The 23197-nt window shown below is 37.9% G+C and carries 20 protein-coding genes; 15 read left to right on the forward strand and 5 right to left on the reverse strand.

Annotation, left to right across the window (positions count from 1 at the left end; translation table 11 throughout):
* Positions 1 to 76: 76 nt before the first annotated feature.
* Both FXX65_RS06535 and asnS read right to left on the reverse strand, forming a co-directional pair.
* Complete coding sequence (locus FXX65_RS06535) at positions 77 to 1366, reverse strand: YhjD/YihY/BrkB family envelope integrity protein (RefSeq protein ID WP_147615604.1); 1290 nt, start codon at positions 1364 to 1366, stop codon at positions 77 to 79.
* A 4-nt stretch (positions 1367 to 1370) separates the two neighbouring features.
* On the reverse strand, positions 1371 to 2819 hold the full coding sequence (gene asnS, locus FXX65_RS06540; RefSeq protein WP_147615605.1) for an asparagine--tRNA ligase: 1449 nt from the start codon (positions 2817 to 2819) through the stop codon (positions 1371 to 1373).
* A gap of 208 nt (positions 2820 to 3027) precedes the next feature.
* Here asnS and FXX65_RS06545 point away from each other — a divergent pair, with 208 nt between their 5' ends.
* The 3 genes from FXX65_RS06545 to FXX65_RS06555 are packed head-to-tail and all read left to right on the forward strand — an operon-like array spanning position 3028 to position 6088.
* The gene (locus tag FXX65_RS06545) at positions 3028 to 4434 is read left to right on the forward strand and encodes a citrate/2-methylcitrate synthase (protein WP_147615606.1); all 1407 of its coding nucleotides are present in this window, start codon (positions 3028 to 3030) and stop codon (positions 4432 to 4434) included.
* A gap of 8 nt (positions 4435 to 4442) precedes the next feature.
* Positions 4443 to 5264 (forward strand): pseudouridine synthase, encoded by an 822-nt coding sequence (locus tag FXX65_RS06550; protein WP_147612846.1) that lies wholly within the window; start codon positions 4443 to 4445, stop codon positions 5262 to 5264.
* 20 nt (positions 5265 to 5284) lie between these two features.
* Positions 5285 to 6088: a ZIP family metal transporter gene (locus FXX65_RS06555; RefSeq protein ID WP_147615607.1), complete on the forward strand. Its 804-nt coding sequence runs from the start codon at positions 5285 to 5287 to the stop codon at positions 6086 to 6088.
* A gap of 1 nt (position 6089) precedes the next feature.
* Here FXX65_RS06555 and thrH read toward each other — a convergent pair whose 3' ends face one another.
* Complete coding sequence (gene thrH / locus FXX65_RS06560) at positions 6090 to 6695, reverse strand: bifunctional phosphoserine phosphatase/homoserine phosphotransferase ThrH (RefSeq protein WP_147615608.1); 606 nt, start codon at positions 6693 to 6695, stop codon at positions 6090 to 6092.
* 789 nt (positions 6696 to 7484) lie between these two features.
* Between thrH and FXX65_RS06565 the strand changes: the two genes are divergently transcribed.
* From FXX65_RS06565 to FXX65_RS06585, 5 genes are all read left to right on the forward strand, one after another.
* Positions 7485 to 8294, forward strand: coding sequence for a sigma-70 family RNA polymerase sigma factor (locus FXX65_RS06565; RefSeq protein ID WP_187116237.1), 810 nt, complete (start codon positions 7485 to 7487; stop codon positions 8292 to 8294).
* Between the two features lie 103 nt (positions 8295 to 8397).
* Positions 8398 to 9660, forward strand: a complete 1263-nt coding sequence (locus tag FXX65_RS06570) for a divergent polysaccharide deacetylase family protein (protein ID WP_147615609.1) — start codon at positions 8398 to 8400, stop codon at positions 9658 to 9660.
* Positions 9661 to 9667: 7 nt separating this feature from the next.
* Positions 9668 to 10708 (forward strand): tRNA (adenosine(37)-N6)-threonylcarbamoyltransferase complex transferase subunit TsaD, encoded by a 1041-nt coding sequence (gene tsaD / locus FXX65_RS06575; RefSeq protein ID WP_147615610.1) that lies wholly within the window; start codon positions 9668 to 9670, stop codon positions 10706 to 10708.
* A gap of 54 nt (positions 10709 to 10762) precedes the next feature.
* Entirely contained in the window at positions 10763 to 11659 is an 897-nt protein-coding gene (locus FXX65_RS06580; protein ID WP_147615611.1) for a prephenate dehydrogenase, read from the forward strand.
* Between the two features lie 24 nt (positions 11660 to 11683).
* Complete coding sequence (locus tag FXX65_RS06585; protein WP_147615612.1) at positions 11684 to 12214, forward strand: adenine phosphoribosyltransferase; 531 nt, start codon at positions 11684 to 11686, stop codon at positions 12212 to 12214.
* 135 nt (positions 12215 to 12349) lie between these two features.
* Here FXX65_RS06585 and eda read toward each other — a convergent pair whose 3' ends face one another.
* Both eda and FXX65_RS06595 read right to left on the reverse strand, forming a co-directional pair.
* Positions 12350 to 13318 carry a bifunctional 4-hydroxy-2-oxoglutarate aldolase/2-dehydro-3-deoxy-phosphogluconate aldolase gene (gene eda / locus FXX65_RS06590; protein ID WP_147615613.1) on the reverse strand — a complete coding sequence of 323 codons (969 nt, stop codon included), beginning with the start codon at positions 13316 to 13318 and terminating at the stop codon, positions 12350 to 12352.
* Between the two features lie 225 nt (positions 13319 to 13543).
* Positions 13544 to 14536 carry a DNA/RNA non-specific endonuclease gene (locus FXX65_RS06595; RefSeq protein ID WP_147615614.1) on the reverse strand — a complete coding sequence of 331 codons (993 nt, stop codon included), beginning with the start codon at positions 14534 to 14536 and terminating at the stop codon, positions 13544 to 13546.
* Positions 14537 to 14731: 195 nt separating this feature from the next.
* On the opposite strand from FXX65_RS06595, the gene asnA reads away from it, so the two are divergent.
* The 7 genes from asnA to FXX65_RS06630 all read left to right on the forward strand — a co-directional run bounded on the left by asnA (position 14732) and on the right by FXX65_RS06630 (position 23180).
* Entirely contained in the window at positions 14732 to 15769 is a 1038-nt protein-coding gene (asnA, locus tag FXX65_RS06600) for an aspartate--ammonia ligase (RefSeq protein ID WP_147615615.1), read from the forward strand.
* 115 nt (positions 15770 to 15884) lie between these two features.
* Positions 15885 to 16883, forward strand: a complete 999-nt coding sequence (locus tag FXX65_RS06605) for a hypothetical protein (RefSeq protein WP_147615616.1) — start codon at positions 15885 to 15887, stop codon at positions 16881 to 16883.
* Positions 16884 to 16961: 78 nt separating this feature from the next.
* Positions 16962 to 17606, forward strand: coding sequence for a nucleotide exchange factor GrpE (locus FXX65_RS06610; protein WP_246104348.1), 645 nt, complete (start codon positions 16962 to 16964; stop codon positions 17604 to 17606).
* 72 nt (positions 17607 to 17678) lie between these two features.
* Complete coding sequence (dnaK, locus tag FXX65_RS06615; protein WP_147615617.1) at positions 17679 to 19640, forward strand: molecular chaperone DnaK; 1962 nt, start codon at positions 17679 to 17681, stop codon at positions 19638 to 19640.
* 86 nt (positions 19641 to 19726) lie between these two features.
* Entirely contained in the window at positions 19727 to 20878 is a 1152-nt protein-coding gene (gene dnaJ, locus FXX65_RS06620) for a molecular chaperone DnaJ (RefSeq protein WP_147615618.1), read from the forward strand.
* A 3-nt stretch (positions 20879 to 20881) separates the two neighbouring features.
* Complete coding sequence (locus FXX65_RS06625; protein ID WP_147615619.1) at positions 20882 to 21772, forward strand: M28 family peptidase; 891 nt, start codon at positions 20882 to 20884, stop codon at positions 21770 to 21772.
* 145 nt (positions 21773 to 21917) lie between these two features.
* The gene (locus FXX65_RS06630; RefSeq protein WP_147615620.1) at positions 21918 to 23180 is read left to right on the forward strand and encodes an argininosuccinate synthase; all 1263 of its coding nucleotides are present in this window, start codon (positions 21918 to 21920) and stop codon (positions 23178 to 23180) included.
* The last annotated feature ends 17 nt before the right edge of the window (positions 23181 to 23197 follow it).

The following is a 23197-nucleotide window of genomic DNA, read 5'->3' on the forward strand; positions in this document are numbered from 1 at the left end:
ATAAATTATATTGAAATTTTGCCTATATGAAAACACGACAGGATTTTTTTTAGAGTCGGATGCAGAAAAATGCGTTTTAATTTTGGGTTCCGTAGTATTTTGTAAAATAAATTCCGAGCTGACCAAGCACTTTTTGCGCGACCGAAAAATTTTGGTTTACTAAAAACCTAAAGTCTTCTTCCGTAATTCTTACTATTTGAGAATCTTCTAAGGCTGTCGCTGTAGATGAACGCGGTTTTCCGAGGATGCAAATCAATTCCCCAAAAAAATCGCCTTTTTTAAAATAATTTTCTTCTCTAAATTCTGGGCGGTTGACTTTTATGCTGCCTTTTAAAATGTAATACGCATTTGAATCTTTATCGCCGTCTTTGTAAATCGATTCTCCTGCAGAAAGGTAGATGATTGGAAAATCTTTTGCCAAAAGAAAATCTGGTTTTATAAAAAGCAAGCGCCTTAATTTTCCTACAAATCCGCTTTCTTCTTTTTTTGGAAGCAAATACAGTTCTCCAAGCAAAAGTTCGTCAAAAAATTGACACACAAAGATGTACTGTGCAAAAAAAAGAAAAAACGTAAAGAAAAAAAAGATGTCAATCAACAGTATGATTACGTTCCCAAGAACTCCATATATCAGGTTGTAGCGGCTCACATTTATGAATGAATGCAAAATCGCTCTAAACATCCAAAAACTTGCTGTGCAGATAAAACCAGAAGCAAGACAGAGCTTTAATTTTGGTCTAGTTCCCGCGCCAATTTTATACATCAGTGTTACTACGACAAAAAATAAAAAGTTTGGAAGGTAAGAAAAAAGTTTTCCCCGCAAAATTCCTGTGTGTATAAAATCCAACTGAGGAAATCGCTGGAAAAACGGAAGTGCAACTATGGTTTTTATCGACATATAAAAAGAGACAAACATTACAGCGATAAAAACAACAGCTATCTCAAAAACAAAGACTAAAATTTGATTTATGACTGGTCTGCGCTTTTGCTGGTCGTGAAATATATTGCGAAGCGAAGCAAAAACCGAAGCAAAAAAACGCCGTGCCATCCAAAATATAGAAAAAATCAAAAACGCTTCTAACGTGCTGAATTTTTTTATCGTTTGAAATGAATGCAAAATCGCTTCTGGATTAAAATAATTTTTTAATTCAGGAACTGTAAAATAGATAGAATCGATAAGTGCTGGGCTTGCGTGCAAAAATCTGACCGCAAGTAAGATTATCATTATGAAGATTGGAACTGCGGAAAAAATTAAATCAAAAGAGCAGGCACTTGCATAACTTAAAAGACCGTTTTGAAAGAAAAATTTTATGTTGAGAAAAACGCTCTGTGCAAAAGTTATGTGAGTTATTGCCCGCCTTTTTTTCATTTTTTTAAAAATCTGCCAGTTTTGGCGCCCTTGGATAAGGAATTACATCGCGAATATTCTGCATTCCAGTTACGTAGAGTAAAAGTCGCTCAAATCCAAGTCCAAATCCAGAATGGGGAACTGTACCGAATTTTCTTAAATCTAAGTACCAGTCATAATCTTCTGGTTTTAATCCCAAATCTTTTATGCGGTTAAAGAGTTTGTCGTAATCGTCTTCTCGCTCTGAGCCACCGATTATTTCTCCCAGTCCTGGAACTAGAACATCGACAGCTTTTACAGTTTTTCCGTCGTCATTCAACTTCATGTAAAACGCTTTTATCTCTTTTGGATAGTTGTAAACCATAACTGGACATTTATAGATCTTTTCTGTCAAATAGCGCTCGTGTTCTGTCGCTAAATCGCAACCCCAATAAGGTTTAAACTCAAATTCGTCTGCATGTTTTTCAAGCTCTGCAACTGCGTCTGTATAAGAAACCCTCTTGAACGGAGTTTCTACAACATGGCGAAGAGTGTCTATAACTCCAGGTTGGATTCGCTTGTTAAAAAATTCCATATCGGCAGCGCATTTTGTCAAAGCCCAATTCAACAGATATTTTATGAATTCTTCCTGAATATCCATGTCGTCTTCGAGGTCAAAAAATGCCATTTCAGGTTCGCACATCCAAAACTCTGCCAGATGCCTTGTTGTATTTGAATTTTCTGCTCTAAAAGTAGGACCAAAGGTGTACACTCTTCCCAAAGCGGTTGCAAGAGTTTCGGCTTCTAATTGTCCAGAAACTGTGAGAGAGGCTTTTTTGCCAAAAAAGTCTTTGTTGTAATTTACGAGTTTTGCAGCGTCCTCTTTTTTCATTCCAGAAGCGCCTTTTTCAACGGCGATTTCTGCAATTTTTTCCATAGAAAGGGTTGTAATCTGGAACATCTCTCCAGCACCTTCTGCATCTGAGCAGGTGATTTCTGGAGTATTTATATAGAAAAACCCCCGTTCCTGAAAAAATGAGTGTAGTGCAAAAGCCATCTGGCTTCTCATTCTAAAAACAGCACCAAAAGTGTTTGTCCTTGCTCTAAGGTGTCCGTTTTCTCTTAAAAATTCCATAGTTGCTGCTTTTTTTTGGATAGGATAATCTGCAGGGCATTTTCCTAAAACTACAAGTGTTTCTAAATTTACTTCTACAGACTGCCCTGAAGCTGGAGATTCTACTAGTTTTCCTGTCGCTTTTAGAGAAGCACCTGTCGAAAGCTCTTTTAGCGATTTTTCGATATTGTCTGCATTATCTTTGTTTAGTGAATTTTCTCTGTCAAAAGTTAATTGAATAGACGCAAAGCATGAACCGTCGTTCACCTGAATAAATACAAGATTTTTTGAATCGCGAATTGTGCGTACCCAGCCACAAACTGTAACTGTTCTACCGTCCGCAGCGGAGGTAAGGATGTCCTTAATAAGTTCTGTTTTCATAGTTTATAAGTCTAATGAATTCAAGATGATTTTTCAACGAGAGAAAGTGCGCCGCATTTTCTTCTACATTTTATCCAAAACAAATTGCAAAAACGCAAGGCAAAATATTCATTCAATAAAATCGGCATAAACAATCTCGTTATAAAAAAAGTTTTTTGATAAAAATTCTTGAGTTTTATTGCATATCTATGGCCAAAATCGTATAATTATGAATTATTATTCGCAAGAATTGTATATTTATGCAAAGAAACAGGAGTTCCAGTTGACAGAGAAAGAAAATCTTTTTATCGGGCGTTTATCAGAACTTGCTCAGTGCAATGACCCGATTGCGCCTTCCCTTTACGAAAAATACGATGTAAAACGCGGACTTAGAAATGCAAACGGAACTGGTGTTTTGGTTGGTCTTACGAGCATTGGCGATGTTGTTGGATACGATGTTGTAGATGGCAAAAAAATAGCAATTCCAGGCAAACTTGTTTATCGCGGTTATGATGTTGCCGACCTGGTAAAAGATTCTCAGGCACACAGTCAATTCGGATTTGAACAGACCGTATATCTTTTGCTTTTTGGCGAATTGCCTAATCAAAAAGAATTAGACGATTTTAAAGAATATCTTGGAGAATTACGCACACTTCCTCCAAATTTTACAGAAGATATGATAATGAAAGCGCCTTCTTCTGACATAATGAATAAACTTGCCCGAGGAGTTTTGGCTTCGTATTCTTATGACGAAAATCCAGAAGACCGCTCAATTTCTAATGTTTTAAGGCAGTGCATAGAACTCATAAGTCGCTTTGGAACTTTAACCGCTTATGCATATCAGGCAAAGAGGCGTTATTATGATGGAAAGTCTATGTATATTCATAATCCTCTTCCAGAACTTTCCACAGCAGAAAATTTTTTGCGTTTAATAAGAAACAACAAGGCTTTTACAGATGATGAAGCAAAACTTTTGGATTTGGCTTTAATCCTTCATGCAGAACACGGAGGCGGAAACAATTCTTCTCTTACCGTTCACGTTGTTAGTTCTGCCGATACAGATACGTATTCTGCAATTGGGGCTGCTGTTGGTTCTTTAAAAGGAAGTCGCCACGGTGGAGCTAACATAAAAGTTATGGAGATGATGGATGACATAAAAAAGCATGTAAAAGACTGGTCAAGCGAAAAAGAGCTTAAAGAATATCTAAAAAAGATTTCTGAAAAAAAGGCTTTTGACCGCACAGGACTCATCTACGGTCTTGGCCATGCAATTTATACGATAAACGATCCTCGCGCTACTATTCTTAGAGACAGGGCAGAAAAACTTGCCAAAGAAAAAGGGCTGGAAGACGAATACAACCTTTACAAATTGATGGAACGAGTAGGTCCAGAAGTTATTTACGAAGAACACGGTGATGATAAAAAAATCTGTGTAAATGTGGACTTTTATTCGGGCTTTATATATTCAATGTTGAACATTCCGCGCGAACTATTCACACCGCTTTTTGCAGTAAGTAGAATTGCAGGTTGGAGTGCACACCGCATAGAAGAGATTGTCGCAGGTGGAAGGATATACCGCCCGGCGTACAAAAATATCCTTGCAGAGCGCGAGTATATTCCAATCTCAAAGCGATAAAATTTTGTATGGAACGCCTGGATAAAATTCTCTGTCATGCAGGTTTTGGCTCAAGAAAAGATGTAAAAAAACTCTGTCACCGAGGTCTTGTATCTGTCAATTCAAAAATTGTTACGGACTGTGCATTTAAAATCGAAATAGAAAAAGACGAACTCGTAATCGACGGCAAAAAGATAACGCTTCAAAAAGACATCTACATAATGATGAATAAATGCAAAGATGTTGTCTGCGCTAACAAGGACGGTCTTCATAAAACAGTTTTTGATTTTGTTCCAGAAGATTTTTTCAATAAATTTTTTGGTGGCGATTTACACTGCATGGGGCGGCTCGACATCGATACGGAAGGGCTTTTAATTTTAACCAGCGACGGAAAACTTACGCACAATTTGCTCTCTCCAAAAAATCACGTTCCAAAAACTTATGCGGTTGGACTAAAAAACGCCTTAACGCAAGAGCAAAAAAACGAATATCAAAAAATATTTAAAGAAGGATTTTGGATAGACCGCGAACAAAATGAAGAAGGATTTGTCGCTCAAAGTGCAGATTTGTTTTGGATTTTAGAAGATGAAGACGAAAATGCAAAACTTTTGGGCAAAGCTCTCTTACAGGCGATAAATGAAAATTCTTCTGGCAAAAGCGACTGCATTCTTACTATAAGCGAAGGAAAATATCATCAGGTAAAAAGGATGTTCGCTCAACTAAAAAACGAAGTTGTATATTTAAAAAGGGTGAAAATCGGCAATTTAGTTTTGGATTCCAATTTAAAACCTGGCGAATGCAGGGAACTTATCGAAGAAGAAATAAATCTTTTGTCATATACCAAAAATTAAGTTTGTTGCAAAATGTCGTTATGAATAATATTTTTAATTCTTTTATAAATTCCATAACTCCAGCACTTTTGATTCCACTTTTGGGAACAATTTTAGGTTCTGCCTGTGTCTTTTTTATGGGAAACTCTCTAAATTCCAAATTACAAAAGGCGTTGCAGGGCTTTGCTTCTGGCGTAATGGTTGCTGCTTCTATCTGGAGCCTTTTACTTCCAGCGTTTGATTTATCTTCTTCCATGGGAAAGTTATCATTTATTCCAGCTGTTGTAGGTTTTTGGGTTGGAATTTTTTTTCTTTTATCGCTTGATCATCTTATTCCGCATCTGCATTTGGGTTCTAGTCAAGCAGAAGGTGTAAAAAGTCATCTTAAAAAGACAACGATGATGATTTTTGCTGTTACGATTCATAATCTTCCAGAAGGAATGGCGATCGGTGTTGTATATGCAGGTTTTCTTTCAGGAAATTCCAGCATAAGCGCAATGGGAGCGTTGAGCCTTGCTTTGGGAATTGCAATTCAAAATTTTCCAGAGGGAGCGATAATTTCCATGCCGTTAAAAACAGAAGGAATAAGCAGAAGAAAATCCTTTGTCTACGGAACGCTTTCTGGAGTTGTAGAACCGCTTGGCGCATTTTTGATGATAGTTGCAAGTTCACTTTTTCTTCCTGTTCTGCCATATTTTTTGGCTTTTGCAGCTGGAGCGATGATTTATGTTGTTGTAGAAGAATTGATTCCAGAAATGTCTCAAGGTATTCACTCTGATATTGGAACCACAATGTTTGCCTTGGGCTTTACAGTGATGATGACCTTGGACGTAGTTTTAGGATAATTTATTTTTTTAGAACAGCTTTAATTGCTTTCAAAAGTTCACCGTAATCAGTAAAAGACGGAATAGAAGGGTAGTCATTTTTTATCTTTTCAGTTGTGCGGAATAAAAAGCCAACCTTGCTTTGCTCAATCATCGCAAGGTCGTTATAGCTGTCGCCAAAGGCAATCGTTTTAAATCCAATAGACTGAAACGCTTTTACGGTGGAAAGTTTTGAATTTTTGCAGCGCATTTTGTGCTTTACGATAAAACCTTCGCTGTCAACTTCGAGGCTGTTGCAAAAAACGGTTGGCATTCCAAGTTTTTTTAGAATAGGGCCTGCAAATTCCTCAAAGGTGTCGCTCAAGACAACCGTCTGGCAAATAGAGCGCAATTCGTCCAAAAAATCTTTTGCACCAGTTAAAGGTTCAATTTCTGCAATCGTATTTTGAATATCTTTTAGTTTGATGCCCTTTTCCCGCAAAATTGAAATTCTCCAGTTCATCAATTTATCGTAATCAGGTTCGTCGCGGGTTGTTCTGCTCAATTCAGGAATCCCTGAAACCTTTGAAAATTCAATCCAAATTTCAGGCGAAACCACGCCTTCCATATCCAGGCAAGTTATGTACATTTTTTTCCTCTATTAATTTTCTATTTTGCCAGCAAGTCTATCAGTTTTTTTTAGTTTGTGCGAGTTTTTATTTTTTTTTAATTCGGGCGGCTTTTTGCTCCACTTGCGTTACGCAAAAAACAGGCTTTGCGGGGTTCGCTAAGCACTCATCGTCCTCGTCGCTTTGCTCCTGCGGTCGACGGCTTCGCCGCCCCTCCAATCCTTGCCGCATCGTCGCACAGGAGGTGCGACTTACAAGTAATATTGACAGTTTTGCAAAAACTGTCTGTCAAATAAAATCACGGATGATTTTATTTGACCACAATCCCTTGCCGCGCTGTGTACACGGACGTACACTTACAACTGCTGTTGACAGTTTTAGTAAGAAAACTGTCCATTTCAAGAAAACACGGAAGTTTTCTTGAAATGCCAATCCTTGCCGCATCGTATGTTTTACTTTCAGCAATATCAAAAAAAAATCCACATTTTAACTCAAATTTTTAATAAAACAATAAATCGTATAAAAAATTATATCTGTATACAAAATCATACATTCAAACTTAAATTTGTCTAAAAAAGTGCATTTTTATAAAATTTTTGTAAAAGTCTTGAAATTTGAATTTTTTGTGTTAGGAAATTCAATTTCTTTTATTTCCTTGTATTATATTAAATTACTCTAATTTATAATTTTTATTCAACTTTTTTATCATACTTGGCACACTTTTTGCTGTTTTATAATTTAGAGAGTTATCAGCAAATAGGCGGAAACCGAATTCTAAATCGGTTTTCAGATGGAAAATGGAGATGTTTATGGATATTCTAGAAACTTACATCAAGCAGGTACAACGATATCCGCTCTTGGAAGCATTCGAAGAAGTTGCACTTTCTAAAGAAATCGAAAAAGGGAGTCGTTGTGCAAAAGAAAAACTTATAAATTGCAATTTGCGCCTTGTAATAAGCATCGCAAAAAAATTTATGAATATTCCTCGGGTTTCTATAATGGATCTCATCCAAGAAGGCAATTTAGGGCTAATGACGGCTGCGTCTAAATACAACTATGGATTTAAAACTCGGTTTTCGACTTATGCTTACACTTGGATTTTGCAATATATGTTGCGCTATCTTTACAATAAGACTTCTCCAATCACTCTTCCACACAGAAAAGAGGAACTTTTACGAAAAATAGTTACATCAAAAGAAGAATTTAAACAAGCGTTTAATAGAGAAGCAACTATTTCTGAACTTTCATCTTATTGCGGAATTTCGGAAAGGGATTTAACTCATGCTCTTTCTTATTCTTATACAGTTACAAGCATAGATTGCGAAACTTCAGAAGAAGGAAGTGTAACTCTCGGAGATTTGATTCCCGACAATAAATACAATCCAGAAGTAAATTATCTTCGCGAAGAAGAAAAAAACAACATAAAAGAAATGGTGGCAGGCCTCTCTGACTGCGAAAAAAAGGTTATCTACGGTCGCTACAACTTTAACTGCGACGAACATACTCCAACTTTGAGAGAATTGAGCGAACTTTTGGGCGTTAGTGCCGAAACTGTTAGACAGATTGAAATTCGTGCTGTAAAAAAGATAAAAAAAGTTGCTGTTGAATTTGGTACGTAAGTTTTTATCTCTTGACTTTGGTGCTGGTCTTCCAAAATATCTTAAAAAAAATTATCATCATAGCGGACTGGTTTTATAATTTTCCAGTTCGCTTTTTTTTGATATGGCCGGAAATTCAAACAATACAAAAAATAAAAATCCAAAACGACGCTCTGTTTCTGAAAAATCTAAATTTTCATCAAAAAAGCAAAGAGAATCTTCCGTTTCCCCAAAAAATGCAAAATCAAAAAAAACAAAATCCAAAAAAAATAATAAAGGGCTCCTAAATCTTTTTTTTAGCCTTGCATTTTTGGCAGCTTGTGTGTCGCTTGCGGTTATAGTTTTACCAAAAGATGAAAAAAAAGAAGAAAGTGTTATTGCTAAAAATGTAGAAGGAAAAAATATTGAAAATCCTAAAGAACAGTCTCAAAAAAATATCAAAAAAAATTTAAATCCTGTCCAAAATCAAAAAAACACTGAAAATCAAATAAAATCATCGCCAAAAGAAAAACCTTCCGCTACATCAAACGAAAAATCAAATTCTCCTAGAGAAAAACCAGCTAATCCTAAAGAAAAACCTATAAGTCCTTCGAATTCTAAAGAAAAGAAAACCGAGACTTTAAAAACGGTTCTGCCTGCAAAAAATATAAGCGAAGATTCGCCTAAAATTGAAAAACAAATTCCTGCATTTAAAATTCCGCCTGCAAAAAACAAGGCAACGATTGTTTTAATCGTAGACGATGCCGGTTTGAATGTTGAAAATACAAAAAAATACGCAAGTTTGCCGTTTCCTATTACAATTGCAGTGCTTCCAAAACTTTCGCATTCAAAAGAATGTGCGCAGGTTGTTCACGATTTTGGGAAGGAATTAATTTTACATCAACCTATGCAGTCATTAAATAAAAATCTTGATCCAGGTCCTGGAAAAATAACCGTTGACATGAGTTTTTCTGAAATTGAATCTGTAATAAACGAAAATTTGCGTGAACTTGGACCTTTCGTAAAAGGCATGAACAATCACGAAGGAAGCCAGGTAACAGAAGATGTTATACGAATAGGTGCGGTGATTGATGTTTGCCAGCAAAACGGAATTTATTTTTTAGACAGCAGGACAACGCCAAACACAAAAGCTCCACAGGCAGCACTCGAGCGCGACATTAAAATTTTTGAAAAATCAGGGCCGTACATCGACAATGTTGTAGACAGAAATGCAATGCTTAAAAAGTTGTATGAGGCGCTCGATATTGCAAATAAAAATGGAAAGACTATAATAATCGCACACGTGGATAAAAGTGCAAATGTCTTGCCACAACTGCTTTTGGAGATGTATCCGCATATTGTAAAAGCCGGATATAGTTTTGCGACTCCAAGCATGCTCAAAAAGTAGAGGAAATATGAAAGTTTTAGGTATAGAATCTTCATGCGATGAAACTGCCTGTGCAATTGTAGAAGACGGAAAAAAAATCATAAGCAATGTTGTTGCCACACAAATACCTTTTCATGAAGTATATAAGGGTGTTGTTCCAGAAATTGCAAGTCGTAAACACGCAGAATGGATATTGCCAGTTGTAAAGCAGGCGTTAAAAGAAGCAAATCTTACATTGGAAGAAATTGATGCAATTGCTGCAACTAACAGACCTGGACTTATGGGTTCGCTTTTGGTCGGGCTTACATTCGGTAAAACTCTTGCTTGGGCGTGCAATAAACCTTTTATCGCTATAAACCATATGCTCGGTCATCTTTATTCTGCTCATCTTGAAAACGACATCGCGTATCCATACATAGGACTCTTGGTAAGTGGAGGACATTCAATAATTGCAAAGGTGAACGGCTTTGATAATCTTGAAATTTTAGGAACAACGATAGACGACAGCGTTGGCGAAGCGTTTGACAAAGTTGCAAAATTCTATGGGCTTGGCTATCCCGGGGGCGTTGTTATAGATAAACTTGCACAAAAAGGCGATTCAAAATCTTTTTCGTTTCCTGTTGCAAAAATCGACAAGAGAGAAGGGCATCGCTACGATATGAGTTTTTCTGGACTAAAAACAGCGGTAATTCATCAAGCAGAACTTTTTTTAAACGAAGGATACGAAAAGACAAACGAAAATATCTGTGCCGCTTTTCAAGAAACTGCGGTAAAAACTCTTACTTCAAGGCTTTTTAAAGCGATTGAAGACACTGGTTTAAAAACTGTAGTCGCAGGTGGCGGAGTTGCGGCAAACAGCCGGTTGCGGGCGATACTGGCAGAACGCAAAGATTTAAACTGCATCTTTCCGCCTTTAAAATTGTGTGGCGATAACGGAGCGATGATTGCAGGCGTTGCCTACCACTTTTTAAAAAGAGGCGAACGCTCGCCTTGGGACACTACTGCCTGTGCGAGAATTCCGCAGTTTAAGCGAGGCTTAAAAAATCTCGAAGATTTTGGACGCAGATAAATCGCAAAAATCGTTTGCAAAAATTCAGTATTTTAACTTGGAGAATATTTAAAAATGAAAAATCTAAAAGATTTGACCTATGCAATAGTTGGGCTTGGAATAATGGGAGGTTCTCTTGCAAAAGCGATAAGAGAGCATATTCTAAGCCAGAGCGGTGCAACAGGAAAAATCTATGTTTGCAATCGTAGCACAGCCTGTCTTACTCAAGCTTTAAACGAAGGCGTTGCGGACAAGGCTTTTAAAAGCGATGAATATTCTCTTTTTTTGCCCGAATGCGATTTTGTTTACGTATGCCTTTATCCGCACATGACCTTAAATTTTTTAAAGGACAATAAGGATTTTTTTAAAAGCGGTGCGATTGTAACAGATATTTCTGGAGTAAAAGGTATTTTTGAAAAACAACTGCCACAAATTTTAAGAAAAGATGTCGATTTTATAATCGGGCATCCAATGGCAGGTGGCGAAAAAGAAGGATATGCGCATTCAACTTCTACAATGTTTTTAAATCGAAACTACATACTTTGTCCGCAAGATTCTAACAAAAAAGAAAATTTAGAGTTGATGAGACAATTTATCTCGGAAATAGGATTTACACGCATAACAGAAACCACCTGCGACATCCACGATTATAAAATAGGTTTTACGAGTCAACTGTGCCATGTCATAGCCTGTTCGTTGGTAGATAGCGCAAAAGATGAAGGAATAACCGCTTTTGGTGGTGGCAGTTTTGAAGATTTAACTAGAATAGCGATGATAAATGCACCTTTGTGGACAGAACTTTTTATTTCCAATAAAGAAAAACTCGTTTCGCATATAGAAAAATTCGAAGAGCAATTAAATCAATTTAAAAAAGCGATAGAAAAAAGCGATAAAGACAGTCTTATAAAACTCATGGAAGAAAGCAGGGAAAAACGGCTCAAAATGGGTTCAATACGGACCGTTTCAAAATAAAATCAACTTACAAGTGGAGACAATATGGATACACAACTTTTAGACAATGCAATTCGTCGAGTAAACGATTTTCCAAAACCAGGAATTCTTTTTTATGACATTACAAGCCTTCTAACCTGCCCCAAAGCATTTGGTGCCGTTATAGAAGAGATGTATTTGCTTTATAAGGATGCAGGTTTTGATGCCGTTGCTGCAATAGAGAGTCGTGGTTTTATCTTTGGAGCCCCTCTTGCAGAACGACTGGGAATTCCTTTGGTGTTGATACGTAAAAAAGGAAAACTCCCTGGCGAAGTCTATTCGCAATCCTATGCACTTGAATACGGAACAGCAGAACTGGAAGTTCACAAGGCAGATGTAAAAGAAGGCGATAGTTTTATAATTGTGGACGATTTAATTGCAACAGGTGGGACTGTTGACGCCACAAGAAAACTCTTGGAAAAAGCAGGGGCAAAAGCGAGCGAAGTGTTTGGCGTTATAGGCTTACCACAGTTGAATTATCAAAAAGTTTTAAGCCCTATGAAGATTACAACGCTCATAAATTACGACGGAAAATAAGACGATTTTTACGAAAAATCTTTTCTTCTTGTTTTTGTTTTGTGTTTTATTTTTTTACTACAGTATTTTTTGCTTACCCGTGCATAAATAAAAAAAAGCCATCCAAAACGGATGACTTTTTTAGTTTGCTTTTATTTAAGCACGTTTAAGGTGGATAGCAAAGCCGCCAACTTCTTTATCAAGGTAAACAACCTTTAACGGAGAATCGTTCTCCTTACCCATCCATTTTTCAGTTCCTGCAACAGGATTAAATCCAAAAGGTTTAAGGTAAGCGAGCGCTCTTTCTACATTGTTACAAACCATAGAAATGTGGCCATTTGTTCCGCGACCTTTTTCTTTCATAATTTCAACCTGTTCAGAAGCGAAGATTGAAGTATTGCCGATTTTTGATGCAAAACCAAAAAGTTCAAACTGAGCTGCAATCTCTTTTGCTTCAGCTTCATTTTTTGCATTGATTCCCATGTGGTCAATGTGGAAGTTGTGCATAGCCTTTACAGCATCTTTACAAATCTGTGTTATTTCGTCCCATTTTCCGCCGTCAATCAAAGGCTTTTTAACCATCCAAGTTCCGCCCATGCACAGAATATTCTTGCGTTTTGCATATTCGCCAACATTTTCTGTTGTTACACCGCCGGTTGGCATAAATGTACACTGAGGAAAAGGTCCGCCAAAGTCGTCGATAATCTTGTATCCGCCTTTGCGTTCAGCAGGGAACAATTTAAGGTGAGTAACGCCCTTGTTAATGCAAGCAGTTATTTCTGAAGGATTTGAAATTCCTGGCATTGTTGGAATATTATTTTTTATGCACCAGTCAACAACGTCTGGATTGTATCCTGGAGAAACGATGAATTTTGCTCCAGCTTTTACAGCGCGTTCAGCTTGTTCAACATTAAGAACTGTACCAGCACCAACAAGCATGTCTGGTTCTGCCTTAATCATTGCTTCGATTGCTTCTGCAGCACATGCAGTGCGGAAAGTAACTTCTGACGCAGGAAGTCCACCTTTTACAAGGGCGTGTGCAAGATCTGCCGCTTTTGAAGCATCGTCAATCGCAACTACTGGAATAATACCAATGTCACGGAATGTGTCATAAACATCTGCCATTTTAGAACCTCTAATAAATATAGATTTGAATTACTATAACGTTTTTTATGCTTTATGTAAACGAAGAAGGATTTTGCTGTAGTTTAAGTTTTTTTGTATTTAAAATGGTGGCTTGCGTCACTTGCGTGCCGCCGGCACTTGCGCCTTTCGCTAAGCGCTCATCGTCCTCGTCGCTATGCTCCTGCGGTCGACGGCTTCGCCGAGGCTCCACCGCCTAAGCCGTTTTTACTGCCACCACCTCTTGTCAAAATTTGATTCTATTAAATCTTCTGTGTTGTCTTCCAGTTCAAAGAAAAAATCTATGCCAGTGCGCTTTTCTACTTCATCAACTGTAACGGCATAATCTAAAATCTCTCCTTCGCATTTTTGGTTTGGAAAGATGAACGCTATTGCTGTTACATCTTTTGAATCGTCTTTTGTAGCCCTGTCGTTTTCGTCTTCGTAGAGTGGTACTAAGAGTACTTTGTAATAATATTCCGGAACTGCAACATTGTTTTTACCGATAGTTTTGTACTGTTGTGGAGCTTTGTCTAAAACCGGCCCAGAAATTACAAACACCCTCGAATACTTTTGCGCCCATTGGCGTACGGAAGTTTCTAAGTCTTTCCAGATTCCACGGTTTAGGCTTCCTGTCTGCGGGCTCATATTGCTCATGTAAAATGTTTCGCTCATAGCCTCTTTGCTAAATGCAAAATCAGCTGCTGGTGTAAGATGCCCTCTGTCGTAGCCGCTAGCTTTATAATCTTGTGGCGTTGCAGAAAGCGTTGTAACGAGAGGGTCTGTTCTAAAGTCATCTGTACGACTTGCATTTTTTACGAGCATTTCGCTGTCGAGGCAATATGCACTCCACTCTGCCTGCTCATAACTTTCTCTGTAGCAAAGCGAATAATAAAGGTGATTTACAATCTGACGGTCTGCGCTGGAATCTCCAGTTTTGCTTTTTGAACTTAAAGGAATACACAAATCTTTTTTTGTTGATATTAAATAAACCCCATTTTGCGAGTTAAGTTCTTTTTTGCTGTTCTCTTTTTGCAGACAGCCTTCTGTTTTTTGTTGATTATTTTGCCTTTGTGTTATTTCGTTATTTTGACCTTGTGATTGTGCGGTTTTGTTTTCTTGTTGCCCACGATTTTGTTCTATGTAAAAATATGCAAAAAACAAAATAAATAAAGCGAATATCAAAAGTGGCAGAATCTTTATATTCTTTTTTTGTGACATATAATTTTTCCTTTTTGGTGCATTTGGGTTTTTAAGGGCCGCAAAGCCTTATGAGCGCCCTTAGGAGAAGGGGTAGGGCGCAACGCTAGTGCGACCGCAGGGGAAGGCTTTCCCCTCTTTATTGCTTGATTTTAATAAAATAATTGAATAAGCACTATAAAAAACGCTAAAATGCTTCATTTAAGCGAGGTTTTTATGGCAAAAGTGTATATTCCAAAGGATTATGTTTCTATTTTGGGCTCTAAGGAAACTGAACACGCTATCGTTATGATTAAGGAGTTTTTTCAAGGGCAACTTTCTTCTGCCTTGAATCTTACCCGTGTTACTGCTCCACTTTTTGTTGAAAGCGGCAAGGGGTTAAACGACGATTTGAACGGTATTGAAAGAGCGGTAACTTTTCCTGTAAAGGATATGAACGATGCTAAGATGGAAATTGTTCATTCGCTTGCAAAATGGAAAAGAGTTAAGGTTACTGAAATGAAACTTGAAGCGGGTTTTGGAATTTACACCGATATGAACGCTATTCGTGCAGACGAAGAATTGGATAATATTCATTCTCTGTACGTTGACCAATGGGACTGGTGCCAGTGCATTAAAAATGAAGACCGCAATGTTGAATATTTAAAAGATGTTGTAAGGAAAATATACGATTGTTTAAAACATCTTGAGTTTTATATTTACGATCGCTACGAAGCGATAAAACCTGTTTTGCCTAGCGAAATTACCTTTGTTTATGCGCAGGACCTTGCAAGGCAGTATCCAGATAAATCTCCAAAAGAAAGGGAAAACATCATAACTAAAAAGTATGGTGCTGTATTTTTGATTGGCATTGGCGGAAAGTTGGATGATGGTTCTATTCACGATGGACGTGCACCTGACTATGACGATTGGATTACAGAAACTGGAGACGGACATCGTGGTCTTAACGGCGACCTTTTGGTTTGGGATTCTGTAATCGATAGCGCTTTGGAACTTTCTTCCATGGGTATAAGGGTAAGTGCCAAAAGTTTAAAACTTCAACTACAAGAAAGAAATTGCATGGAAAAAGAAAAGTTTGAATTTCATAAAAAACTTTTAAATGGGCAGTTAAGTCAGACTATGGGCGGTGGAATTGGGCAGAGCCGTCTTTGTATGTTCTTTTTACGAAAAGCACATATCGGAGAAATTCAGGTTAGCATGTGGCAGGATTCTATGCGAAAAGAATGTGCTGACCACGGAATAAAACTTTTGTAAGGCAAAGGCAAATGCGAAATTTTGCAGGGCTTTTTAAGCCTTTGCATTTTTGCAAAATCTTTTTGACCAGAAGTTTTTTTTGCATAAATGGCGAATAGCGTTATAAGTGTTGTTTATGGAAAAATCTTATAATTTTAACTTAAACCAGCTTGAATCTTCTCTTTTGACCTTTGAAGAAAAAGGCATAACGGAATTCACCTTGCACGATAAAGCTATTCTTTGCAACAAAGAAAAACTGCTTTCGTTTTTAAAATTGTTTTTGAAAAATGCTCCTTCCACGTTTTTAAATCTTTGTTTAGAGCCTTCTATGCTCGATGCGGATGTCTGTAAAATCCTTGCAGAGCTTTTTTGCTCGCTCGATGTTGTTTTAAAAGGCGAGAGCAAGGGAAATTCCTATCTTTTTGACAAAAAGTTTTTCAGTCGAAGGGCACAGATGTTAAACACTTTGGGGCTCGTCTTTGGATTTGAAATGGATTTTGCAATTTCTTGTGGAGACGGAATTAAACTTTTTTTTGACCGTTTAGATTTTGCCACGGGACTTTATCCAAATCACATAAATTTTTTGCAGGTTGAGTCATTTCTCGAACAAAACAAAATTGATGTGGCAAAACCTTCTGCAACTTTTTCAACACAGGATATAAAGCGCGCGTTTGATGTTTGCATCGCTTGCAGCGTTTTTTACACTTACGGTCGTGCGATCCCTTGGTTTTTGGCGGTTTTAAAGCCATTAAAAATAAGCCCGTCAAAATTTTTTGAAGATTTTGCTCAATGGCTTAAGATAAATAATTTTAAAGATAAAAAAGATTTGATTCTTTTACGCGAAAATCACAGAGAATGCGAAAAACTTCAACTCGATTTTTTAAAATTTAAATATGAAGAAAAAAAATTACTTCAATATTTTGAAGTTGTAAGCAATATCGTAAGGTTAAATGGTGCTTTTGCGCGCTGTGCTGGCGAAAATGAAACGAGTGAAGTTTCAATGTCTTATAATCCAGATGAAATTTTAACTGCTGCAGCGACAGGAATAAAACCCTTTTTTGAAAATTCCTTTATGGAATACAGCAAAGTGCGTGTTTTTTTGGGAAATGATGGCCCTGAAATTCGATATTGTTGAGTTGAAAGCTTTGCGGTTTTTCGCAAAAAAATGTTTTTTTTATTGACGATGATAAAGTGGAGTTATTAGTTTTAAGATATGGAAAACGATGATATGAAAGCAGAAAATCAGACTGCACAGAATCAAGAAGATTTAAAAGAAAACAGTTCACAAGAAAACTGTGAACAAGACAAAACTTCTAACACTCAAGAGACAGATTGTGCATCTTGCAAGGGCGAAGATTCATCTTGTAATGCTAAAGAAGAACAGAATTTAAAAACGCCAGAAGAAAAAATCGCGGAATTGGAAGCGCAGATTGCTCAACTCAAGCAAGACTCGCTTTACAAGGCAGCAGAAAACGACAATTGGCGCAAGCGCATGATGGCTCAAAAAGAAGAAGCGGTTGCTTATGCAAATGCAAGCCTTTTGGGCGATTTGCTTGAAAGTCTTGATAATTTTGATCGTACTATAGAAGCGGCAAAAGATGTAAAAGAGGCGGCTTCAATCGTAGACGGTGTCAAAATGATAAATAAATCGCTCGTCAGCATGCTCGAAAATAAATACAACTTGGTTGCTTTTGGAAAAGATGGCGAAGATTTTAATCCAGATATTCACGAAGCAATAGGAATGCAGGAAGGCGATGTTAAAAAGGAGAAAATCCAGCAGGTTTATCTGAAAGGATACAAACTTAAAGACAGGATAATCCGTCATGCAAAAGTAATGGTTGTAAAACCAAAAGCGTAAATGAAAACTCATTTTGAGTTTTCTAAATAAAAAAAACGAATTGAAAATCATCTGGTTTTCGGAGGAAATATTATGGGAAAGATTATTGGTATTGACCTTGGTACTACAACTTCTGAAGTATCGGTTATGGAAAACGGACAGGCAACTGTTATTCAAAACTCAGAAGGTGGAAGAATTACTCCATCTGTTGTTGGGTTCACATCTAAAGGAGAGAGAATTGTTGGTGCATCTGCAAAAAATCAGGCAATCACCAACCCAAAAAACACTATATACGAAGTAAAACGCCTTATCGGTAAGCATTATTCAGACTTGCAGGATGAGCTTTCTCGCGTTCCTTATGCAATTAAGCAGAAAGGAGAGAACGTTGTTGTTTCGGTAACGGATAACGGTCAGGAAAAGGAATACACACCACAGGAAATTTCTGCATTCATCTTGCAAAAAATGAAGAAAACCGCAGAAGACTATTTGGGCGAAACTGTTACTGATGCTGTAATCACCGTTCCTGCATATTTTAACGATGCTCAAAGACAGGCAACAAAAGATGCCGGAACTATTGCAGGTCTAAACGTAAAGAGAATTATCAACGAACCTACAGCCGCTGCACTTGCTTTTGGTCTTAAAGAAGATAAAAACAAGGAAAAAGTTCTGGCTGTAATCGACGAAGGTGGTGGTACTCTCGATGTTACGATTCTCGATATGGCAGACGGCGTTTTTGAAGTAAAGGCTACAAACGGCGACACTCATTTGGGTGGTGCTGACTGGGATAACGCTATTTCTGACTGGCTTGTATCTTCATTCAAGGCAGACACTGGAATTGATTTATCTAAAGACGCAATGGCTATGCAGCGTATAAAAGACGAATCTGAAAAAGCAAAAATTGCTCTTTCTAACCAGACGACAACGGACATAAACCTTCCGTTTATCACTGCGGATGCAACAGGACCAAAACACTTGCAAAAGACTTTGACTCGTGCAGAGTTTGAAAGAATGACACAAAACCTTTGGGACAGAGTTTTAATTCCTTGCCAGAATGCGCTTAAAGATTCTGGATACGAAAAATCGCAAATCGATGAAGTTCTTTTGATTGGTGGTTCTTCTCGTATGCCAAAATTCCAGGAAGTTATAAAAAATTTCTTTGGAAAAGAACCTCTTAAAGGAATAAACCCAGACGAAGCGGTTTCTATGGGTGCTGCAATTCAAGGTGGAGTTCTTGCAGGCGATGTAAAAGATGTTCTCTTGCTTGATGTAACTCCTCTTTCTTTGGGAATTGAAACGATGGGTGGAGTAATGACAAAACTCATTCCAAGAAATACGACAATTCCTACAAAAAAGAGTCAGGTATTTTCTACTGCTGCCGACGGACAGACTGCTGTAACTATTCACGTATTGCAGGGTGAACGAGAGATGGCTGCAGAAAACAAAACTCTTGGAAACTTTGACTTGGTTGGTATTCCTTCTGCTCCTCGTGGAGTTCCTCAGATTGAAGTTACTTTTGATATCGATGCAAACGGTATTGTTCACGTATCTGCAAAGGATTTAGGAACAGGAAAAGAGCAGCATATTCAAATTACTTCTTCTTCTGGATTGAGCAAGGAAGAAATTGATAGAATGGTTAAAGATGCCGAAGCTCACGCCGACGAAGACAAAAAGCAGCGCGAAGCAATCGACGTTAAAAACGAAGCCGACAGTTTAATCTATTCAACAGAAAAGAGCTTAAAAGATTTAGGCGACAAAGTTTCTGCTGCAGATAAACAAAAGGTTGAAGAAGGCATTGCAGAACTTAAAAAAGCTGTAGAAAGCAACAATACAGAAGATATTAAGGCAAAGACAGAAGCTTTAAAACAGTCTTCTTATAAGATTGCAGAAGAAGTCTACAAGCAGCAGCAGTCTGCTGGAGCAGGTGCAAATGCTTCTTCTAGCGGTGCAAATAATTCGGCTGGAGCGGATGCAGGTTCTTCTGCAAATTCGTCAAACAGCGGTTTTGATAAAGGTACTGCTGACGACGTTGACTATGAAGTTCACGACGACAAATAAAAAAAAGTAAAAAAAGAATAAAACAAAAGGCCGTTCAAATGCGAGCGGTCTTTTTGTCAGAAAAGGTAAAAAGGTTTTAGGATAAAATGGCTGCAAAACGAGATTATTACGAAGTGCTGGGCGTTAAAAAAGATGCCTCTAGTGATGATATAAAAAAAGCTTACAGAAAATTAGCGGTGAAATATCATCCAGATCGAAACCCAGGAAATAAAGAGGCGGAAGAAAAATTTAAAGAAGCCACAGAAGCGTATGAAATTCTCTCTGACGAACAAAAACGTCCAATTTACGACCAATACGGTTTTGCAGGTCTTGACGGAAATTCAGGATTTGGAAGCGGTGGATTTTCTGGAAGCCATGCCTTTCATGATTTTAGCGACTTGTTTGGCGGAATGGGTGGCGGCTTTAGCGACATTTTTGAAGGAATTTTTGGAGGTGGACGCTCATCTTCTAGGAGCCGTAATCCAAATGCTGCTCAAACGGGACAGAGCCTTCGTTACGATTTAGATATTTCATTTAAAGATGCAGTTTACGGAACAAAAGCAGAGATAAAATTCTCTCACAACGAAGCGTGTTCAGACTGCCATGGTAGTGGCTCTGCAGCAGGCGGAACGAGAAAAACTTGTCCGTCTTGCGGTGGAACAGGACAGATAAGAAGGCAGGCAGGATTTTTTGCAGTTCAGCAAACTTGTCCGTCGTGTGGTGGTGAAGGCACTATTATAGATAAACCCTGCCAAAAATGTCATGGAAGTGGTTTTGAAGAAAAATCGAAGCGCTTAACTTTAAGTATTCCCGCTGGTGTTGACGATGGAAAACGAATCGTAATTCACGGGGAAGGCGATGCAGGCAAAAATGGTGGACCTGCTGGCGATTTGATCGTAGTTTTGCATGTTGAACGTCATACTTTTTTCGAAAGAAGCGGGCAAGATTTGTATTGTGCAGTTCCTGTTACAATGGCTCAGGCAACCTTGGGTGAAACAATCTTTATAACAACTTTGGACGGAAAACAGATTGAGTTTAAACTTCCTGCTGGAACTCAAAACGGAAAACTTCTCCGCATAAAAAATGAAGGAGTTCCTGTTATAAACAGCACAAGAAAGGGAGATTTGTACATAAAGATAATAGTTCAGATTCCAACAAAACTTTCTTCAAGGCAAAAAGAGATTTTGCAGGAATTCTTAAAAATAGAAGGTGCAACAACTTCACCACAGCCATTGCCACTTTCTTCATTAAAAAATTAAACGATGAGCGAAATACAAGAAGCGCTAAAATCTTACGTTGCAGAAGGAACAGACAGGCTTGCTTTTTTGCAGGACTATCTTTCTTGCCGTGGCGTAAGCACTTCTGTAATTCACCTCGACGGAAAAAAACACCTTTACGTAAATTTTTCATCTTTTTCGTATAATCCTCAATTCAGGATAAAGACTTTAATCTCTCATTACGACATCGTAAAAGGTAGCCCTGGAGCAAACGATAACAGTTGTGCAAATCTTGCCATCGCGAACTTTGCTGTAAAAGTCAATGAGCGTGCCAAAAAAAACAGGATAAACAATATTCGCATTTTTTTTACAGATGGCGAAGAATTAGGCGAGTGCGGTGTAAGTGAACAGGGTGCATTTGCACTTGCAGAACTTTTTTGCAAACTTGGGATAAAAAATGACGACGTTTATGTTTTTGATTCTGTTGGAAGAGGAACAACGCCGGTTCTTGCCAGAGCAGGTTTTGATTTTGCGAGCCGAGTAAATAAAAATTCATCCTTTGCAAAAAACTTTTTGGATTTGTACAAGAGAACTCAACAAATCCTTTCTGATGTAAGTCCAAATAATTGGATGACGCTTCCCGTTCCTTATAGCGATAATGCAGGTTTTTTGGCGTGTGCAATTCCTGCTGTTGCAATAACGATGCTCCCAAAAGAAGAAGCGACAAAATACTACAAAGAATTGATGAAAGATAAAAATCTTGAAAAAGCGGTGATGAATGCAAAACTCGACGATGATGCAGATTTTAAATTCAAATATCAGGAAAGAATGCCTTTAACCTGGAGACTTTTTCACACGCCATACGACAACCTTATGAGTTTAACTCCGGAAAGCTTTGATGTAATCGCAAGAATTTTAGACAGACTTTTGATATAAAATCACAAAATCTAAAAAATTGACATTCTATTGCATAAATTTGCATAAAATACTAGGATATTTTGTATAAATATACATTAACGCAGAAATCAAGAAATTATTTTGAATTCCTGTCGCAAAAGATTTTTTAAGGAGATTGAAGGATATGGCTAAAGATAAGGTTGTACTTGCTTATTCTGGTGGATTGGACACGACGGTTATAATTCCATGGCTCAAAGAAAATTACGATTATGATGTTATAGCAGTCTGCATAGATGTTGGTCAGGGAGATGACTGGAAAAAAATAAAAGAGCGCGCGCTAAAAACTGGTGCTTCTGCCTGCTATGTAGTTGATGCAAGAAAAGAATATGTCGAAGAATACATCTGGCCTGCACTAAAAGCGAATGCTGTTTATGAAGATGAATATCTTTTGGGAACTTCAACAGCACGACCTCTAATCGGTAAAATTTTAGTTGAATATGCAAGACAGGAAAATGCGGTTGCAATCTGCCACGGAGCAACAGGTAAAGGAAACGATCAGGTTCGTTTTGAACTTGCAATCAAAGCGTTTGCCCCAGATTTAAAAGTTATTGCCGCTTGGCGTGATGACAAATGGAATATGAATAGCCGCGAAGATGAAATCAAATTTTTGGAAGACCGTGGGCTTGAAGTTCCTATGAAAAAAGACCAGTCATACTCTCGCGATGAAAATATTTGGCACATAAGCCACGAAGGTCTTGAGCTTGAAAAAACTGCAAACGAGCCAAATTATCCTCACATGCTAAAAAATACAGTTGTTCCAGAAACAGCTGGCGAAGGCGAATATGTTACAATCGAGTGGGAAAAAGGAATTCCTGTAAAGTTGAACGGAAAGTCGATGGACGGTCTTTCTCTTATGGAAGAACTCAACAAAATTGGCGGAAGAAATGGAATTGGGCTTGTTGACATCTGCGAAAATCGCTGTGTTGGAATGAAAAGCCGCGGTGTATACGAAACTCCAGGTGGAGCAATTTTGTACTTTGCGCATAGAATGATGGACCACCTCTGTCTTGATCGCGACACATATCATTACAAGCAGCAGGTTTCTCTGCGCCTTGCGGAACTTATCTACGACGGTAAAGTTTTTACACCGCTTTACGAAGCGCTGATGGCTTTTGTCGATAAGACACAGGAAACAGTAACAGGCTGGACAAAATTAAAACTTGTAAAAGGTCAGATTAGAGCCGCAGGTTCTGATTCAAAATACAGCTTATATAATGAAGACATTGCATCCTTTACAACAGGCGAACTTTACAATCACAAAGATGCGCAGGGCTTTATAACCTTGTTTGGGCTTCCGTTAAAAGTTCGCGCTATGATGGAACAAAAAAATGGAGAAGGTCAGGCTGTTGCAAATAGTTCTAGCTTAAAGAAACGCCCGACAGAATAATCATTTTAAGGATAAAA

The organism is Treponema pectinovorum (assembly GCF_900497595.1).
GTDB classification, from domain to species: Bacteria; Spirochaetota; Spirochaetia; order Treponematales; family Treponemataceae; genus Treponema_D; species Treponema_D pectinovorum.

What these genes read in the sequence shown, in the direction of transcription:
- FXX65_RS06545 (WP_147615606.1), top strand. Translation starts at nt 3,028, where the DNA reads ATGAATTATTATTCGCAAGAATTGTATATTTATGCAAAGAAACAGGAG.
- FXX65_RS06570 (WP_147615609.1), top strand. Translation starts at nt 8,398, where the DNA reads ATGGCCGGAAATTCAAACAATACAAAAAATAAAAATCCAAAACGACGC.
- FXX65_RS06555 (WP_147615607.1), top strand. Translation starts at nt 5,285, where the DNA reads ATGAATAATATTTTTAATTCTTTTATAAATTCCATAACTCCAGCACTT.
- eda (WP_147615613.1), bottom strand. Translation starts at nt 13,318, where the DNA reads ATGGCAGATGTTTATGACACATTCCGTGACATTGGTATTATTCCAGTA.
- FXX65_RS06595 (WP_147615614.1), bottom strand. Translation starts at nt 14,536, where the DNA reads ATGTCACAAAAAAAGAATATAAAGATTCTGCCACTTTTGATATTCGCT.
- FXX65_RS06550 (WP_147612846.1), top strand. Translation starts at nt 4,443, where the DNA reads ATGGAACGCCTGGATAAAATTCTCTGTCATGCAGGTTTTGGCTCAAGA.
- FXX65_RS06585 (WP_147615612.1), top strand. Translation starts at nt 11,684, where the DNA reads ATGGATACACAACTTTTAGACAATGCAATTCGTCGAGTAAACGATTTT.
- FXX65_RS06535 (WP_147615604.1), bottom strand. Translation starts at nt 1,366, where the DNA reads ATGAAAAAAAGGCGGGCAATAACTCACATAACTTTTGCACAGAGCGTT.
- FXX65_RS06565 (WP_187116237.1), top strand. Translation starts at nt 7,485, where the DNA reads ATGGATATTCTAGAAACTTACATCAAGCAGGTACAACGATATCCGCTC.
- FXX65_RS06605 (WP_147615616.1), top strand. Translation starts at nt 15,885, where the DNA reads ATGGAAAAATCTTATAATTTTAACTTAAACCAGCTTGAATCTTCTCTT.
- FXX65_RS06580 (WP_147615611.1), top strand. Translation starts at nt 10,763, where the DNA reads ATGAAAAATCTAAAAGATTTGACCTATGCAATAGTTGGGCTTGGAATA.
- asnA (WP_147615615.1), top strand. Translation starts at nt 14,732, where the DNA reads ATGGCAAAAGTGTATATTCCAAAGGATTATGTTTCTATTTTGGGCTCT.
- asnS (WP_147615605.1), bottom strand. Translation starts at nt 2,819, where the DNA reads ATGAAAACAGAACTTATTAAGGACATCCTTACCTCCGCTGCGGACGGT.
- thrH (WP_147615608.1), bottom strand. Translation starts at nt 6,695, where the DNA reads ATGTACATAACTTGCCTGGATATGGAAGGCGTGGTTTCGCCTGAAATT.
- tsaD (WP_147615610.1), top strand. Translation starts at nt 9,668, where the DNA reads ATGAAAGTTTTAGGTATAGAATCTTCATGCGATGAAACTGCCTGTGCA.
- dnaK (WP_147615617.1), top strand. Translation starts at nt 17,679, where the DNA reads ATGGGAAAGATTATTGGTATTGACCTTGGTACTACAACTTCTGAAGTA.
- FXX65_RS06625 (WP_147615619.1), top strand. Translation starts at nt 20,882, where the DNA reads ATGAGCGAAATACAAGAAGCGCTAAAATCTTACGTTGCAGAAGGAACA.
- FXX65_RS06630 (WP_147615620.1), top strand. Translation starts at nt 21,918, where the DNA reads ATGGCTAAAGATAAGGTTGTACTTGCTTATTCTGGTGGATTGGACACG.
- dnaJ (WP_147615618.1), top strand. Translation starts at nt 19,727, where the DNA reads ATGGCTGCAAAACGAGATTATTACGAAGTGCTGGGCGTTAAAAAAGAT.
- FXX65_RS06610 (WP_246104348.1), top strand. Translation starts at nt 16,962, where the DNA reads ATGGAAAACGATGATATGAAAGCAGAAAATCAGACTGCACAGAATCAA.